19 protein-coding genes are annotated in these 16348 nt (G+C 29.3%); 9 read left to right on the top strand and 10 right to left on the bottom strand.

Going from position 1 to position 16348, the window contains the following annotated elements; translation table 11 throughout:
- Nucleotides 1-104: 104 nt before the first annotated feature.
- The 9 genes from ACY2IJ_RS02080 to ACY2IJ_RS02040 all read right to left on the bottom strand — a co-directional run bounded on the left by ACY2IJ_RS02080 (nucleotide 105) and on the right by ACY2IJ_RS02040 (nucleotide 7969).
- Complete coding sequence (locus ACY2IJ_RS02080; protein ID WP_476725515.1) at nucleotides 105-1256, bottom strand: FecR family protein; 1152 nt, start codon at nucleotides 1254-1256, stop codon at nucleotides 105-107.
- Nucleotides 1257-1465: 209 nt separating this feature from the next.
- The gene (locus ACY2IJ_RS02075; protein WP_476725514.1) at nucleotides 1466-2068 is read right to left on the bottom strand and encodes a hypothetical protein; all 603 of its coding nucleotides are present in this window, start codon (nucleotides 2066-2068) and stop codon (nucleotides 1466-1468) included.
- Between the two features lie 6 nt (nucleotides 2069-2074).
- Complete coding sequence (gene argS / locus ACY2IJ_RS02070; protein WP_476725513.1) at nucleotides 2075-3847, bottom strand: arginine--tRNA ligase; 1773 nt, start codon at nucleotides 3845-3847, stop codon at nucleotides 2075-2077.
- A gap of 107 nt (nucleotides 3848-3954) precedes the next feature.
- Nucleotides 3955-4821 (bottom strand): hypothetical protein, encoded by an 867-nt coding sequence (locus ACY2IJ_RS02065; protein ID WP_476725512.1) that lies wholly within the window; start codon nucleotides 4819-4821, stop codon nucleotides 3955-3957.
- Nucleotides 4822-5033: 212 nt separating this feature from the next.
- Nucleotides 5034-5837 carry a type 1 glutamine amidotransferase domain-containing protein gene (locus ACY2IJ_RS02060; RefSeq protein ID WP_476725511.1) on the bottom strand — a complete coding sequence of 268 codons (804 nt, stop codon included), beginning with the start codon at nucleotides 5835-5837 and terminating at the stop codon, nucleotides 5034-5036.
- Nucleotides 5838-5913: 76 nt separating this feature from the next.
- A complete protein-coding gene (locus tag ACY2IJ_RS02055) occupies nucleotides 5914-6498 on the bottom strand; it encodes a Crp/Fnr family transcriptional regulator (RefSeq protein WP_476725510.1) in 585 nt (194 codons plus the stop codon).
- Nucleotides 6499-6605: 107 nt separating this feature from the next.
- Entirely contained in the window at nucleotides 6606-6815 is a 210-nt protein-coding gene (locus ACY2IJ_RS02050) for a hypothetical protein (protein WP_476725509.1), read from the bottom strand.
- A 45-nt stretch (nucleotides 6816-6860) separates the two neighbouring features.
- On the bottom strand, nucleotides 6861-7445 hold the full coding sequence (locus ACY2IJ_RS02045; RefSeq protein ID WP_476725508.1) for a porin family protein: 585 nt from the start codon (nucleotides 7443-7445) through the stop codon (nucleotides 6861-6863).
- 29 nt (nucleotides 7446-7474) lie between these two features.
- Nucleotides 7475-7969, bottom strand: coding sequence for a hypothetical protein (locus tag ACY2IJ_RS02040; protein ID WP_476725507.1), 495 nt, complete (start codon nucleotides 7967-7969; stop codon nucleotides 7475-7477).
- Nucleotides 7970-8140: 171 nt separating this feature from the next.
- Between ACY2IJ_RS02040 and ACY2IJ_RS02035 the strand changes: the two genes are divergently transcribed.
- The 9 genes from ACY2IJ_RS02035 to ACY2IJ_RS01995 all read left to right on the top strand — a co-directional run bounded on the left by ACY2IJ_RS02035 (nucleotide 8141) and on the right by ACY2IJ_RS01995 (nucleotide 14803).
- Nucleotides 8141-9340, top strand: coding sequence for a PAS domain-containing sensor histidine kinase (locus tag ACY2IJ_RS02035; protein WP_476725506.1), 1200 nt, complete (start codon nucleotides 8141-8143; stop codon nucleotides 9338-9340).
- Nucleotides 9341-9344: 4 nt separating this feature from the next.
- Nucleotides 9345-10388: a response regulator gene (locus ACY2IJ_RS02030; RefSeq protein ID WP_476725505.1), complete on the top strand. Its 1044-nt coding sequence runs from the start codon at nucleotides 9345-9347 to the stop codon at nucleotides 10386-10388.
- Between the two features lie 170 nt (nucleotides 10389-10558).
- A complete protein-coding gene (locus ACY2IJ_RS02025; protein ID WP_476725504.1) occupies nucleotides 10559-11275 on the top strand; it encodes a hypothetical protein in 717 nt (238 codons plus the stop codon).
- A gap of 18 nt (nucleotides 11276-11293) precedes the next feature.
- Nucleotides 11294-12187: a mechanosensitive ion channel family protein gene (locus tag ACY2IJ_RS02020; protein WP_476725503.1), complete on the top strand. Its 894-nt coding sequence runs from the start codon at nucleotides 11294-11296 to the stop codon at nucleotides 12185-12187.
- A 12-nt stretch (nucleotides 12188-12199) separates the two neighbouring features.
- Entirely contained in the window at nucleotides 12200-12451 is a 252-nt protein-coding gene (locus ACY2IJ_RS02015; RefSeq protein WP_476725502.1) for a YtxH domain-containing protein, read from the top strand.
- Nucleotides 12452-12470: 19 nt separating this feature from the next.
- Entirely contained in the window at nucleotides 12471-12782 is a 312-nt protein-coding gene (locus ACY2IJ_RS02010) for a hypothetical protein (protein WP_476725501.1), read from the top strand.
- An 11-nt stretch (nucleotides 12783-12793) separates the two neighbouring features.
- Nucleotides 12794-13060: a hypothetical protein gene (locus ACY2IJ_RS02005; protein WP_476725500.1), complete on the top strand. Its 267-nt coding sequence runs from the start codon at nucleotides 12794-12796 to the stop codon at nucleotides 13058-13060.
- A 1-nt stretch (nucleotide 13061) separates the two neighbouring features.
- Nucleotides 13062-14096 carry an AI-2E family transporter gene (locus ACY2IJ_RS02000; RefSeq protein WP_476725499.1) on the top strand — a complete coding sequence of 345 codons (1035 nt, stop codon included), beginning with the start codon at nucleotides 13062-13064 and terminating at the stop codon, nucleotides 14094-14096.
- Between the two features lie 11 nt (nucleotides 14097-14107).
- Complete coding sequence (locus ACY2IJ_RS01995; RefSeq protein ID WP_476725498.1) at nucleotides 14108-14803, top strand: hypothetical protein; 696 nt, start codon at nucleotides 14108-14110, stop codon at nucleotides 14801-14803.
- Nucleotides 14804-15048: 245 nt separating this feature from the next.
- Here the strand turns inward: ACY2IJ_RS01995 and ACY2IJ_RS01990 are convergent, their stop codons facing one another.
- Nucleotides 15049-16284, bottom strand: a complete 1236-nt coding sequence (locus ACY2IJ_RS01990) for a leucine-rich repeat domain-containing protein (RefSeq protein WP_476725497.1) — start codon at nucleotides 16282-16284, stop codon at nucleotides 15049-15051.
- Nucleotides 16285-16348 lie beyond the last annotated feature (64 nt).

The raw sequence follows: 16348 nt of genomic DNA, 5'->3' as shown, positions 1-16348 counted from the left end.
TGATTGAGATTTTTAGTGGTAATTTTTATCACTTTCCTTAATGGGGAATGTTAGCGCATTTCCCGTTTTTTTTTGTTCTATTATGTCATGTTATTAGTTGTTTTTTAGTGAATAATAATTTGATTTTTGTTTGAAGTATATTCAAATTTGTAGCTTTTTTGAAAAGTGTTTAGCACTTTAAATACATCTTCTTTTTTACTGTTAAAAGCTGCATTAAAACATTCTTGCTGTAGCTGTTTGTTATGGTTAATTATTTGAACATTGTAGCTGCGTTCTAATCTTTTTATAATGTTTTTAAAAGGGATATTTCTAAATATAAGATGTCCTGTTCTCCAACCTGTATAAATTCTGGTGTCTACTTTTTCTTTAGATATAGAACCTTTCTTTTCATTATAAAGTGCCTTAAAACCAGGAGTTAGCAGGGTAGTAGTACTGCTATTGTAAGAATCATTGTTATAAAGCCCCACCAATCCCTCTACTAGCACTGTTGCTATATTGGGCTCCTCAGGATATGCTGATACATTAAATTGAGTTCCTAAAACACGAACTTTTAAATCATTTGCTTTTACAACAAAAGGCCTAAGAGAATCTTTTGCTACCTTAAAAAAAGCTTCTCCTTGTATACTAACTTCTCTTTTTTGATTAGAGGCAAATTGGGTAGGATATTCTACTGTTGTACCAGCGTTAATTGTAATAGTAGTTCCGTCAGACAAGACTAATTCAAACTGTTTACCGTAAGGAACACTTAGTTGATTATAAACGGGTGTGTTAGAAATAGATTTTTTATAATAAACAATTCTGTTTTCTTCTTGAATCCCTATTTTGTTTCCGTGTATATCTACTATTTCTTTTGAACTTTTTTCGTTGATAATTTCAACTTGTCCATTTGCTAATTGTAGTGTTATTTGATTTGAACTTATACCAAAAGTATCTTTTACAATGTTTCTATCATACAGAAAATAACTAGAACCTATAAAAAGAATTAATATAGCTGCGTATTTTAAACCGAGATATATAATTGCTTTTTGTTTATGATTTTTTTCTTTTTGAATTCTAGTGAACTCTTTGTTTTTAAAACTTGTAGAGGTGGTTTTGGTATACAAGGTATTGGTAAGGTAATAGACTTTTATATACTCATTAAACAGTTCTCTGTGATTATCTATTTGTATCCAACGTTCTAACATAGCCAATTCTTGCTCAGTAGCGTTGCCAGTTAGGTAGTGTAAAATACTGTTTTCTATGTCAGATGGAATCATACTTTTTCTTTTATATACCTAAGACATTGCTAAAAAGCAATACCCTAGAAATACAGTGTTATGAGTATGTTACTACAATGTTTACAAATTAATCTGTAAACATATTACTACTGATTTACAGTGTTTTACTATAGGTTATATGTGTGTTAAAAATTTTTTTTAAGAAAAAATAGTTAAAAAGGATAAAAATAGAAGAAAAGAACTCTTGTTTATTTACTAAAAACAGGATCTTTGATTTGTAGTTTGTTTGTTAACACATAGATAAAAGTGTTGACACACATATGAAAAATAACCAAACAGATTAAAGCATACAAAGGAACTCCTAAAAACTGATAAGGCCAAGAGTAGGTCCAAACACCTAAGTTAATAGTGATGATTTCTCCAAAAGCAGGAAAAATTAAAGCCAATAAAAAAGTAATCAAAGTTTTGGTAACTAAGGGTGGGGTGTTTAATTGACTAAACAATTCTTTTTCTAATTTATAAATGTAACTAAAAGCCAACATCCAGGCAAAAGGTAGCCAATAAGGCATTAGTGTATTTATATGGTGGTATTCCCAATATCCATTAGAAATTCCCCAATACTCAGCACCAATTCCTAGCAAACCAGACAAGACCATTCCAATAGGAACCATCCAGAATTTCTGTTTGTTTTTAAACCCTAAGCTATACATAGAATGTATGACTTTTAAAACTAAGATTCCAGCTACAATTTTATCATGCTTATGCAATAAACCTATAAACACTCCAGCAATGCAAATTTTTAAAGTTGCTTTGAGGAGTGATATAGCTATGTTTTTTTGAGGAATTGTCATTCAGAATTACATTCTTTCAGGAACATCAATTCCTAATAAATTAAAGGCCGATTTTATGGTGTCACCTACTTTTTTAGACAATTGAGTTCTAAATATTTTTAGAGCTTCATCTTCACACCCTAAAATGTAAGAACTCTGGTAGAATGAATTATATTCTTTAACCAAATCATAAGTGTAGTTTGCAATTAAAGCAGGACTGTGGTTTTTAGCCGCTAATTGCACTGTTTCTGGATACAACTGTAATGTTTTAATAACAGCTAGCTCTTTGTCAGAAATTTCTATAGTTTGTTTTGCTGTATAATCAAAATCTGCTTTTCTTAAAATAGACTGAATACGTGCGTAGGTATACTGAATAAATGGACCTGTGTTTCCGTTAAAGTCTATAGATTCTTTAGGATCAAACAAAATACGTTTTTTAGGATCTACTTTTAAAATGTAATATTTTAAAGCTCCCATTCCAATGGTTTTGTACAACTCTTCTTTTTTGTCATCAGAGTAACCTTCTAGCTTTCCTAATTCCTGAGAAATTTCACGAGCAGTATTGGTCATTTCTTCCATCAGTTCATCTGCATCTACTACGGTTCCTTCTCTAGATTTCATTTTCCCTGATGGTAAATCTACCATACCATAAGACAAGTGATACATATTGTCTGCCCAAGAAAAACCAAGTTTTTTTAAGATTAAAAACAATACTTTAAAATGATAATCTTGTTCGTTACCAACTGTATAGGTTAACGCATTAATATCAAATTCTTGAAAACGCTGAATAGCTGTTCCTAAATCTTGAGTAATGTACACAGAAGTTCCATCTCCACGCAATACTAGTTTTTCGTCTAAACCTTCATCGGTTAAATCTATCCAAACAGAACCGTCTTCTTTTTTATAAAATACCCCACTGTCTAAACCGTCTTGCACACAATCTTTACCTAAAAGATAGGTTTCACTTTCGTAATAGTTTTTATCAAAAGAAACTCCTAAGTTTTTATAAGAGACCGCAAAACCATCGTACACCCATTGGTTCATAGTTTTCCAAAGACTTACAACTTCTGTATCTCCAGCTTCCCATTTGCGCAACATTTCTTGAGCTTCTAATAGAATTGGAGCTTCTTTTTTGGCTTCGGCCTCCGTTTTACCTTCGGCAATTAAAGTGTTAATTTCTTCTTTGTAAACTTTATCAAACTCTACATAATAGTTTCCTACTAATTTGTCTCCTTTTAAACCTGTGTTTTCTGGAGTTTCACCTTTTCCAAACTTTTGCCATGCCAACATACTTTTACAAATATGAATACCACGATCGTTTATAATTTGAGTTTTGTAAACCTTTTTACCACTAGCCGCAATAATTTCTGCTACAGAAAAACCTAGCAAGTTGTTACGTACGTGTCCTAAGTGTAAAGGTTTGTTGGTATTGGGAGAAGAGTATTCTACCATTACTGCTTTGTCTGTTGGATCAGGAGTAAGGGTTCCGTAGTTTTCTGTATTGTAAATTGTATAAAAACTATCTACAAAATAACTAGGGTTGATAGAAATGTTTAAGAATCCTTTAACCACATTAAAATTAGTCACTAAATCTACATGGTTTTTTAGGTATTCTCCTATTTGAGTTCCTATTTGAACCGGATTACCTTTTACATATTTTAAAAATGCAAAAACTACAATGGTAATATCTCCTTCAAATTCTTTACGAGTTGCTTGGAATTCTACAGATGGAATTTCAGTTTTAAAAATTTCTTCAAATGCTTTTTTAACAGCAATTTCTAAATGGTTTTGGATACTCATTTTTGTTTATTTCTATTGAACTGCGAAAGTACGGAAATAATTATTTTTATGTCTATTTGTGAAATTGAAAATTACATAAGCTTTGTGAGTATGTTATGTATAGAAAGTTAATCGCACTTAAATTTAGATGTTTCAAGATATTTTAAACTTTCATCAGTCAACTCGTAGCCAGAACTACTCTTTATATCGGGTAAGTTTTTACGAGATGTAATAGTTTCGGTAGTGTATTTTGTATAATTATTATCAGATTCTGAAATTCCCCTTACATTGATAAAAGGCACGTTTTTTAAGGGATTTTTATTAGTGTCGTAATTTTTAAATTTTTGAATCGTATGAATTTTAGTTATAGGGTTATTTTCTGTAGCAATAACAGATTGAAGTGTTTCAATTTCAATTAAATTATGATGTTGGTATTTATATTCAGTTTCTGTTTTAGATATAAAGTAACTGTTGTCTTTAGTAGAAGTATAGTTAATTTTTACTGTTTTAATACGTTTTAGTTCATCATAAGCAATGCTCTCTGTGCTATAAAGTTTTTTATCCAATCCATAATAATGGTAAATTTTATGGGGTTTGTTACTGGATTTTAAATATTCATAAGAATAATGGTGAGTGTTTTTTGAATATAGTTTGTCAATTCTACCTTGATGATCGTAACTCAAACTATCCGTTGAATCATAATTCATAATTGTAATTCCGTAATTTTTAGATAGTGTATAGTTAACTCTTTTTTCTAGCTGATTGTGTTTGTTATAAAAATAATGACTTTTATATACAATTGTATCTTGTTCTGTGTTTATAGGAGAAACTCCTAGAGAAGTTGGTGAATTTGTAGAGATTGAATTGTTAAAAACGGGACCATTTATAGAGACACCATCACTAAAAATTAATTTACACTCTTGAGGTAAATTAAGATTGTTTTGTTTGGTACAACTTAGTAGAATTAAAGATATGGTTGCAATGTAGATTTTCATTTTTCTAATTGTATAGATAATATTGAAGTCAATTTTTTATATAAATCTACATATAATAAAGTTATATTTTAGAGATAAATATTTTATTTTAATGATGAACGTTCTTTAATGGGGATGTTATGATTTAAGTAATTAACAACTATGTATTATAGAAAAAAGCGATTTAGATACACTCTAAATCGCTTAATACATTGTTTAAATGTGTTGCTTAATTACTGAATTTTTTCTAATAAAATTTCAGCAACCAATTCAGAAGATGCAGGGTTTTGTCCTGTAATTAACAATCCGTCTTGTACAGCATATGAAGCCCAATCTTCTTTTTTAGAATAAATTGCTCCATTATTCTTTAACATATCTTCTACCAAGAAAGGAACTACGTTGGTTAGTTCCACAGCAGCTTCTTCGCTATTTGTAAATCCAGTTACTTTTTTACCACTTACTAGTGGTGTTCCGTCTTGTTTTTTTGTGTGTTTAAAAATTGCAGGAGCGTGGCATACTGCTGCTACAGGTTTGTTATTGCTATAAAAATCTTCTATTAAAGAAATAGAGTATTGATCTTCGGCTAAATCCCACAATGGTCCATGACCACCAGGATAGAACACAGCATCATATTCTTGATGATTGATTTCTGCTAATTTTAATGTGTTTGATAAAATTTCTTGAGTTTCTTTATCTTTTTTAAAACGAATGGTCGCTGGAGTTTGAGAATCTGGTTCGTTACTTTTTGGATCTATAGGAGGTTGTCCTCCTTTAGGAGATGCTATAGTTATTGCAATGCCTTTGTCTTTTAATAAATAATATGGAGCTGCAAATTCCTCTATCCAGAAACCAGTTTTATGACCAGTGTTTCCTAAATCTTCGTGGCTTGTTAATACAAATAATACTTTTTTCATTTTTGTGTTTTTTTGTTGATGATTACTTTTTTGTTGTTCAGGAGTATGAGGGTCTTTGTTTTTATGACGACCGCAAGAGACAAACAAAGCTGTTGCAATGGCAAATAGTGCTATTTTTTTCATGTTGTATGTAAATTTTGTTTTGCACTACAAGTTTACAACCAATCAAAAACTAAAAAATTGATGTAGGATAATAAAACTACTGAAGTGCCAATTCTTTTCTAATTCTACTTAAACTTTCTGTGGTAATTCCTAAATAAGATGCAATGTGGTAGTTTTTAACATTCTGTTCAATATTAGGATATGTTTTTACAAAAGAAACATATCTTTCTAAAGCAGATTCTGCTAAGTTTGCTAAAATTCTTTTCTGAAAACGGGCAAAAGCCTTTTCCATTTTTTTTCTAAAAAAGCTTTCTATTTTGGGAACTTCAGTAAATAGTATTTCCATTTCTTTTTTAGATATTCTGTACAAAATAGCATCTTGTAAAGTTTCTATATACATAGTAGCTTTATTTGTAGAAAAAAAAGCAGTATAGTCACTAATCCACCAATCATTAACTGCAAATTGCAATGTATGCTCTTTGTCTTTTTTATCTATAAAATAAGTTCTTAAGCAACCAGAATGCACGTAAAATTGATAAAAAACAGTTTCATTTGCTCTTAACAATGTTTCTCCTTTTTTTAAATGTAATTTTTTTAGTTTTTTTTCAATACAAAAAGTTTCGTATTCATTAAATGAAATTTCTTTAAAAATTTTGGAAACAATTGAGTTTGTAACATCCATTGTATAGAGAGTAAGTTGTTCTAAAAATAACATTTAAATCTACTAAAAATACATTTAAAAAGAGCTATCAAATATTTGATAGCTCTCGTACAAAGATAAAGTTGGGGTTACTTTGCATCTGTTGCATCGTCTACTTCATCCTTTACCTCTTCATAACCTTCTTTTATTTTATCTCCGGCATCATGCGCACCGTCTTTAATTCCTTCTCCAACTTCTTCAAATCCATCTTCTACTTTTTCTTTTGGCGATTTTTTACAGCTTACTGTTATAGCAACTACGGCTAATAAAATTGTACTTATTGTAAATAACTTTTTCATTTTGATTTATTTTTATGATTAATAATTGATTGGGTATTTTGTTCTTTAAAAGTCGAAACCGACTGATACTTGTAAAACTCTGTTTTTCTGATTTTCTTCATCATATACTTTGTTTAAACCAAAGTAATATCTAACACCTACATTAAATCCGGTACTAGTTTTAAAACCTGTACCTACATTTGCTCCCCAATCGTAATCGTTAGGAGTTGTTTCGTTGGTACTATCAAAAATATCAAAGTTGGCATCTATTTCTTCTGTATGGTTTACAGAAACTCCAAATTGTGGTCCTGCTTCTATGTAAAAATGATCAGATAAATAACCTTTAAACATTACTGGCAAATTAATGTAATCTAACTTTTGAGTAAAGGTTCCACTGTCGTTCTTAATTTTATATCCTTGTTGCGAATACAAAAGTTCTGTTTGTATGGCAAAATGTTCTTGTAAAAAGACTTCGTTGTAAAACCCTACATGAAAACCGTGTCTTTGATCCACATTGTTGTCTCCATTAATTTGGGCACTAGCTAAATTGTAACCTCCTTTAATACCTACGCTAGATTTTTTATGCAAGTCTTGCTGTGCAAATAATAAGGTTGTAGGAAGTAACATGATTGCAATAATTAACTTTTTCATGGGTCTGTTTTTTTAGTTTATAATTGGTTTTAAAATTGATATCTAATCCCTAAGGCAGCATCTAAATCTAATCCGTCTGAGTATTCGTTGTTAAAACTTACTTCGGGTCTTAAGTCTAAAGAAATAATTAGCGGAATGTTAAAATTGTATTCAATACCTATATCACCACTTGCTACTACAAATACTTCATCATCGTTATTTATATTGTTGTTATCAAAAAAACCAACACCACCACCAGCACCAACAAACCAGTTAAATCTATTTTCTATAGGGTATACCCATTGGTGAATTGCAGAAAACTTCATAGCATCGTAATTATTGGTATCTCTCCAACCTAAATCTAACTCTAAACGTGTAGCGTTTCCTAAAGCTCTTTGATAAGATATTTCAGATCCAAAACCATCATTGTCTCCAGCTCTAATTCCTATTGCATTCTTAGCTATTGTTTGTGCATTTGCACCTGCAACTCCTAAACCTATGGCACACATAAGTGTGAATAAATTTCTTTTTGTTGATTTTTTCATAATACTTGTTTTTACGTTTGTATACTGCAAAGTTAGAAGAGAAGTAAGCTGTTTAAATTGATGAATGTATGATTGTAAATTGATCTTGGTCAATTTTAAAAAATTACAGAAACAACCCTTCTAATTATTGACTATATTTGGAGAAACAAGTTTTAAGAACTTTATTATATTATGAGTGATAATCATATTTACAGCGAAAAATTTACTTCCATTCTAAACAATTTGTTTCATGGTGTAATACTAATGACACAAAAAGGAGTTGTGTTAGAATTTAACAAAGCTAGTTTGCACTTATTGCAAAAACAACCTGTAGAATTAGAAGGTGTATTGTTAAGTAATTTATTGCCTAGTAACTATAAAGAAGATTTTCAAAGTTATTTTGAAAACTGTTTAAATCAAGAAACTAAGAATTATGGTAAATATGAAATCAATTATTTTCAAGAAAACAACCAGCTTATAACTTTAGAAATAGATTGCAATCAAAATTTTATTTCTGATGAAGATAATAAAGTATATACTATTTGTATTTTAAATGATGTTACCAAACGTAAAAAATTAGAAAAAGAATTAGAACATCAAAAAAAATCTAAGGAAGTAATTTTAGAAAAGTTAGAAAGAGAACAAGAGTTGAACGATATGAAATCTAGATTTATATCTATTGCATCTCACGAATTTAGAACTCCTTTGGCCGGTATATTATCATCTATAGATTTAATAGAACGATATTTAAAGACTAACGAACAGTTGTGGAATCAGTTTGTACACAAAACAAAAGTAGAATCTCATGTTTCCAAAATAAAAACTTCTATAAAAACACTTACAACCACGTTAAATCAATTTTTATCATTAGGACAATTAGAAGAAGGTAAAATAGAATACCACGAAGAACGTTTTAATTTAAAGACCACCTTATTAAAGTTTAAAGAAGAGTTTACTGCTTTGGCCAAAGATGGTCAAAACATACATTTCAACTTTCAATCTGATGAGGAAGAGGCTTATTTAGATAAAAATATTTTAAGACATGTGTTTACCAACTTATTATCTAACGCAATAAAATATACACCTCCTGGTAAAAACATTTACATAGTTGCTTCTATAAATAACGAACAAATACATATTTCTGTTAGAGATGAAGGAATGGGAATTCCCGATGAAGATCAAGACAACTTGTTTAGACGTTTTTTTAGAGCTAAAAACGTTACCAATTTACAGGGTACAGGTTTAGGATTAAATATTGTTAGAAAATATGTATTGCTAATGAAAGGAACTATAGATTTTGAAAGTAAAGAAAATGTAGGAACTGTATTTAAAATAACTTTTCCTACCAATAAAAACCACACACAAGATACAGATATAAAAAAAATGGTCTAAGCTTATGAAAAAAATATTATTGATTGAGGACGATTTAATCATGAGAGAAAACATCTCTGAGTTAATAGAATTGGCAGGATACCAAGTAGAGGTAGCAGAAAATGGAATGTTAGGGGTAGAAAAAACAAAAAGCTTTTTACCAGATCTTATTATATGCGATGTAATGATGCCAGAACTTGATGGCTACGGTGTTTTGTATATTTTAAGTCAAAACCCAGAAACAGCCACCATTCCTTTTATTTTTTTAACCGCAAAAACAGAAAAAGAAGATTTGCGAAAAGGAATGAACCTAGGAGCTGATGATTATTTGTTTAAACCTTTTGAAAGTACAGAATTAATTTCTGCTATAGAAAGCAGACTTAAAAAAAACGATCTGTTAAAAAAACAATATAGCACTGGTAGTAAAGGAGTACACGAATTTTTAAACGAAGCTAAAAAAGTAGTTTCTTTAAAAGATATCAAAGAAAAATCATACATGTTTAGTTTTTCTCCTAAAGAATATATTTATAAAGAAGGAGAACACGTACATTTTGTTTACTACATAGAAAAAGGAAGTGTAAAAACGTATAGATATAGTGATGATGGAAAAGAATACATCACATCGGTATACACCGAAGGACAATTTTTTGGATTTCAACCTATTTTTGAAGAAAGAACATATGATGAAATTGCAGAATCTTTAGAAGCAACGGAGTTGACAAAAATATCTAAACAAGATTTTTTAACCTTAATATACGAGAATAGGGAAGTAGCTCAAAAGTTTATGAAAATCATATCAGAAACATTAAGCTCTAAAGAACAAGATTTAATGTTAATGGCTTATAGTTCTGTTAGAAAAAGAGTATCTAAAAAATTACAAGAACTATTAGCAGATGATGATGAAATAACTTTATTAAGAACAGATTTGGCAAAACTAACTGGAACGACCAAAGAAAGCTTAACAAGAACATTAACCGAGTTTAAAAACAGTAAAATAATTAAAACCGAAGGGAAAAAGATTATTTTGGTAGATAGACAAAAACTTCAAAAGATGGATTTAATTTGGTAACCATCTTAAATAAACAACAAAAAACCTCACTAATTTAGTGAGGTTTTTTTTTATGAATTGTGTGTAAAAGTTGACGAGAATCAACTTTATTTTCAATGCCTGTCAACACATATAAGCACATATATTTTGAAATTTGTAATAACAAACAACAAGATATATTAAGTACGGCAATGATTACATTTAAAACACATATAGCTACAGAAAATTTTAGAGACTTAGCTAGTATCACAGATTTTAATTGTGTTTCTATTTATTGTTCTATTCATACAGGAGTAAAAGTTTCTAAAAACAATTTATCTCTTTTAATAAACAAAGTTGAGCAAAAGCTAATTGCTAAAGGTACAAACCCTACAGATGCTCAAAATATAATAGGAAAATTAGAACAAATACTAAACGATGCTTCTTTATGGAACAGCATTACTTTTAAAGAACCTAAAACACTAATTGTTTTTTCAAACGAAAATAATATTCAAACTTTTATAGTGGATAATTATTTTGACAATTGTGTGCATATTACCTCTAATTATTATTTGCTTCCGTTGTTTAAAAAAGCAACCAACTCTCAATTAATAGAAGATTCTTTAAAAATTAAACAAGTAGTTTTTAATGAAGATTTAACCACCAATAGGTTGGAAAAAATAATTCCAAAGGCATTTGAAAGTAAAGTGGCCAGATTGTATGTGTCTTCTAAAAATGGAGTATATGGTGTGTATGATGTTGTTAACAAAACCACCATGATTGATAGTGAAAAAAACAATCAAAACATGTCTTTAATCAATTTGGCAGCCATTACGACTTATTTGTATGGAGGCGAAGTTTATTTGGTAGATCCTATGCATATGCCAACCAAAGGAACAACCATACAAGCAATCTTAAAATCAAAATAATCAACTAAACCAAACAGTATGGAGTATTTTAATATCAATAAATCTTATGAAATCGTAAAAGACAAACTGATAGGTTGGGCAGAAACCATTATAGCAATGCTTCCCAATATTGTTTTGTGTGTGGTTCTTTTAATAGCTTTTTACTTTTTTGCCCGATTGGTAAAAATGTTAACAGAAAAAGGATCTAAAAAAATTACACATAACCAGGCTTTAACAAAGCTAACAGGTACCATTACTTTTATTATTGTAATGTCTTTAGGAATATTTGTAGCACTTAGTGTGTTAAAATTAGACAAAGCAGTTACCTCATTGTTAGCAGGTGCTGGGGTAATTGGTTTGGCTTTAAGTTTTGCTTTTCAAGATTCTGCAACCAACTTTATTTCGGGAGTATTTATGGCTGTTAGAAAACCCTTTAAAATAGGCGATGTAATTGAAACTGCTGATGAAATGGGAATTGTACAACACATTAATTTAAGAAATATTGTAATGCATTCTTTTAACGGACAAGAAGTAATTATTCCGAATAAAGATGTTTTTCAAAATAAAATTAGAAACTACACTTCTTTGCCAGACAGAAGAATTGAAATTAACTGCGGTGTAAATTACAGTTCGGATTTAGAACGTGTTAAACAAATTGGAGAAGAAGCTATTAGCTCTTTAGAATTTGTAAACAAATCAAAAGATGTAAATGTATTTTTTAACGAATACGGAGGAAGTTCTATCAATTTTACGCTGTATTTCTGGATAGAGGCAAATGATCAGCCTGGATTTTTAAAAGCGAGAAATGATGCTATTATAGCTTTAAAACAAGCTTTTGATAAAAACGATATTGATATTCCGTTCCCTATAAGAACATTGAATTTTGATTCAGAAAAAATAAAAGAAATAATCACAAATAGTAATAATCAATAAAAATTAAAAAACATGAACACTACAGGAAAAGTAATCGTATCATTATTTGCTGGAGCCATAGCAGGTGCAGCAGCAGGAGTTTTATTTGCTCCTAAAAAAGGAGAAGAAACTAGAGAAGATATTAAGAATAAAATTTTAGAACTAAAAGGAGAGGTTTTAGATTTAATTGAAAAAGGAGAAGATATTGCTTCAGAAAAAATAAAAGCAATGAAAGCTAAAATAACAAGCTTAGAAAAAGAACTGAAAAAGGCAATGCCTTGTTAAACCACTAAAAAATACTACTATGAAAGATGATTTATTAAAATACCTAGACTTACAAAAAAAGTTATACCATTTTGAAGCTATTGAAAAAATAGGAGAAATTAGAGCAAAAATATTATTTAGAGTTTTTACCACTCTATTTCTATTTACATTTTTAATGTTTTTAGGTATCGGTACTGCTTTGTACTTAAATCATCTTTTTAACAGTATTTACTTAGGTTTTACATTGGTTTCTTCTCTGTTTTTAATCATTTTAGTTTTGGTGTTTGTCTTTAAAACAAGTCTAAAAAATTGGATGTTTAAAACCTACATTAACAACCATATTCCATCTTAAAAATAAATATCATGAAGAAGTCAAATTTTTATTTACACAAACAATTATTAATAAGAGAATTAGCATTGCAAGAAAAAATTGTAGCTCATCATTTTCAAAAGCCATTTAACATTGCAGAAATTGTTCTGTCGGAAGGAGTTTTAAAACGTTTAGGATTTTCTAAGCCTTTTGTAGTTATGTTAGGGCGTAAATTTAACGAATTACATACATATGTATACAAGCTCAAAAGTTTTACATCTATTGTCAAAGAAATTCAAAAAATAATTAAAAAAATATAAAATGAAATTGTTAAAACTTACCTACCTGCAATATGTAACCTATGCTGTTATATCGTTAACATTGTTGGTTTTTGCAGTTGTTAAATGTAAGTTTATTTTAGCACCGCTTATTATTTCTATTTTAATCAGTTTGGCATTGTGCTCTGTATTAGGAGCGGTTAAAAAGCTAATAAAAAACAATTTTTTAGCGGTAACTTTGGTTACAGGAACCTTATTTTCTATAATTTATTTAATTGTATACTTAATAAGCTCTCAAATATCTGATTTTTACAACGATTATCCAGATATGGAAGAAAGGATTGTTTTATTAGTTACACAAACAGAAAATTTATTAGAAAATACTTTAGGGTTGTCCGATCTTAATTTTATAGAAGCTACAGAAGAAAACAAAGATCAAATTTTGTCATCAGCTTCTTCTACAATTACCTCTTTTTTTGGGAATATAGGTACTTTTATAGCCTACATATCTTTAATTCCTATTTATATTTTTTTATTGTTGTTGTATAAAGACACAATTAAAACAACGGTTAAAAACATATTGCAGTCCATGCAAATAAAATCTAAACCTTTGTTTCAAGAAACTACATTGCTTGTACAACGTTATTTAAAAGGATTGTTTTTGGTAATGTTAATTTTAGGATTGGCAAATTCTATAGGCTTATTTTTTATTAACGTTCCTTATGCATTTGCTTTAGGATTCTTAGTCGCCATTTTAGCCATTATTCCGTATATAGGAGTTACTATAGGATCTGTTATTGTTATGCTGGTGTCGTTTATAATTAACCAATCTGTATCTCAATTAATTTCAATATCTATTTTGTTTGGAATCATTCAGTTTGTAGAAGGGAATTTTGTTACTCCTAAAGTAATTGGAAATAAAATTAATTTAAATCCTTTATTGGCCATTGTTGTATTGCTAATTGGGGAACAAATATGGGGGATTACAGGAATGATTGTAGCATTACCCATAACAGCAATTATTGCCATTGCTGTTAAAAATCTAAAAAAAGAGTCTTTTTTAAAACCTAAAGTATAAACTATACGTATATGATAATAAGACGATTAGATAACAAAACTATCTTATGGAATCAGGTTTTAATCTGTGCACTAACTATTTTACTAGCTACAACTGCGCATAGTCAAAAAAAGAATCCTAAAACAATGAATGTAACATTTTTAAATATAACCGATGAACAAATAAAAACTAGCTTTATAGAAGTGTACAAAAAGTATCCTACTATTCATAACTATGAAATTACAGTTGTTCAAAAAAGAATAGGGGAAACCACTATGCAGGCTCAACCCATTATTGGTTTTATGAGTTTGTTTAACGGAACCAAAAAATACAGAATTAAAATAGGAAAATATTTAAAAGATACTGATATAGAATTATCTGAAGTACCTTTAGGGGTTTTAAAAGGATGGTTTGCACATGAATTAGGGCATATATGTGATTATACAGAACATTCTAATTGGGGAATGCTTTGGTACGGAATTAAATACTTAACCTCTAATTCGTTTAAAAAAGAAGTGGAACACAAGGCTGATTATATTGCTTTGACAAAAGGATTTAAAAACGAACTTTTAAAAACCAAACGTTACATTCTTTTAAGCAATGTGTTTTCTAGCAAGTATTTAATCAACATGAATAGATATTACATGCCTTTAGATACCGTAAAAAATTATATAGAGAAAAAAGAAAAAGAAGATGATGCTGCACTTTCTAAAATGTATCATGAATAATAGGAGAGTGCATTAACTATAAAACTTTGAGCCTGGATACTACTTATAAAAAGAATAGTAAATAATAGGAGTAGTTTTTGTTTCATTAGAAATTAATTTAAGTTGTTTTAGGGAAACAAATTTATTCTTCATAAAAAATATAGAATAGCCCATTAAGACAAATCGATAGCCCAATCGGGTATCATTTTATTTTAGAAAAATTGGAAACAAGGAAAGAAAATATATACAGTTAGTTTTATAGAGTGTTAACTAGCTATAATAGATCCAAAAGTATTCCATATATCAGAAACTTTGTAAAGTTTTAAACTGTGTTCAGGAACCTCTAACACACTAGCATGAATGTTTGTATCTCCACAAAATACATTTAAAGATAGTGTTAATGGGGTTTTTACATGACAAATTAAAGTAGACAAAGTAAAGCACTGTGCAAAAGCCAATTCTTCTATTTTTGTTATAGAATTTGGAATAATTACTGTTTCTAATTTTTCACATCTGTAAAACAAAGCTGTTTTAATAGTGGTTACGGTGTTCGGAAAAATAAAATATGTCAATCCAGAACCTGCAAAAGCAGATTCTCCAATAGACAGAATTGAATTAGGGATAGAAATATAAGTTAAGCTAGTACAATCTTCAAAGGCAGATATACCTATAGTAGTTACTGAATTAGGTATTTCTACCAGAGACAAATTGGAACAACTATCAAAGGTAGAGTCTAAAATAGTGGTAATGTTATTCCCTATTTTAATAGCCGTAATGTTTTTGTTATAAGAAAAAGCTCTATCGCTAATTTCGGTTACCTTATAGGTTGTGCTATTATAACAAACGGTGTTTGGAATGTGAATAGCACCAGTATATCCATCGTTAATATTTAAAACTACTTTAACCGTGGAATTTGATGTAATATCATAAGTAACTCCTGCAACTGTAAAAGGTTCAACCGTAGTAATTACATTAAATGTACTCCAAATAGTTGCTTTTTTGTAGTTTTCTAAAGAAGCAGATGCAACCACTAAGTTGCAGTTTTCTGCAGCATAACCAAAAACAGATTTGTGTATTTCTAGGGGCTTTTCCATTTTAGAAATTACTTGAACCAACCCGTAACAATTGGCAAAAGCATTGTTTTCAATACAGCAAATTGTAGAAGGAATGCTAATACTGTTTAAACTATAGCAATTGGCAAAAGCACCATTTCCTATAGTAGTAACCGTATAATTTTTTCCTTTATAAAAAATGTGTTCGGGAAGAACTACAGTGTTATTTAAAGTTTGGTTTTTACACGCAATTACTTTTACAGCTGTAGATGAAATTAGTTGATAACTAATATTTTTTAATTTAAAAGAAACAGGTTTTGATGTAGAAGGTGTACGTAAATTCAAGAAAATGAATTTTAAAAGTGTTTTCTTAATCATAATTTGTCTATTTAAAAAGCCATTAAAAGGCAAATTCATGTGGTTTTGCATACAATTAAACCACTTAACCATAAGTTGTTTGTTTATAACAAATTTATTATACAGAAAAGTGTTTGAGTAGCCAATTCAGACAAAT

This window comes from Wenyingzhuangia gracilariae (assembly GCF_056387575.1).
Note: the sequence above shows the minus strand (reverse complement) of the source record. Positions and strands in the feature narration are given on the sequence as shown.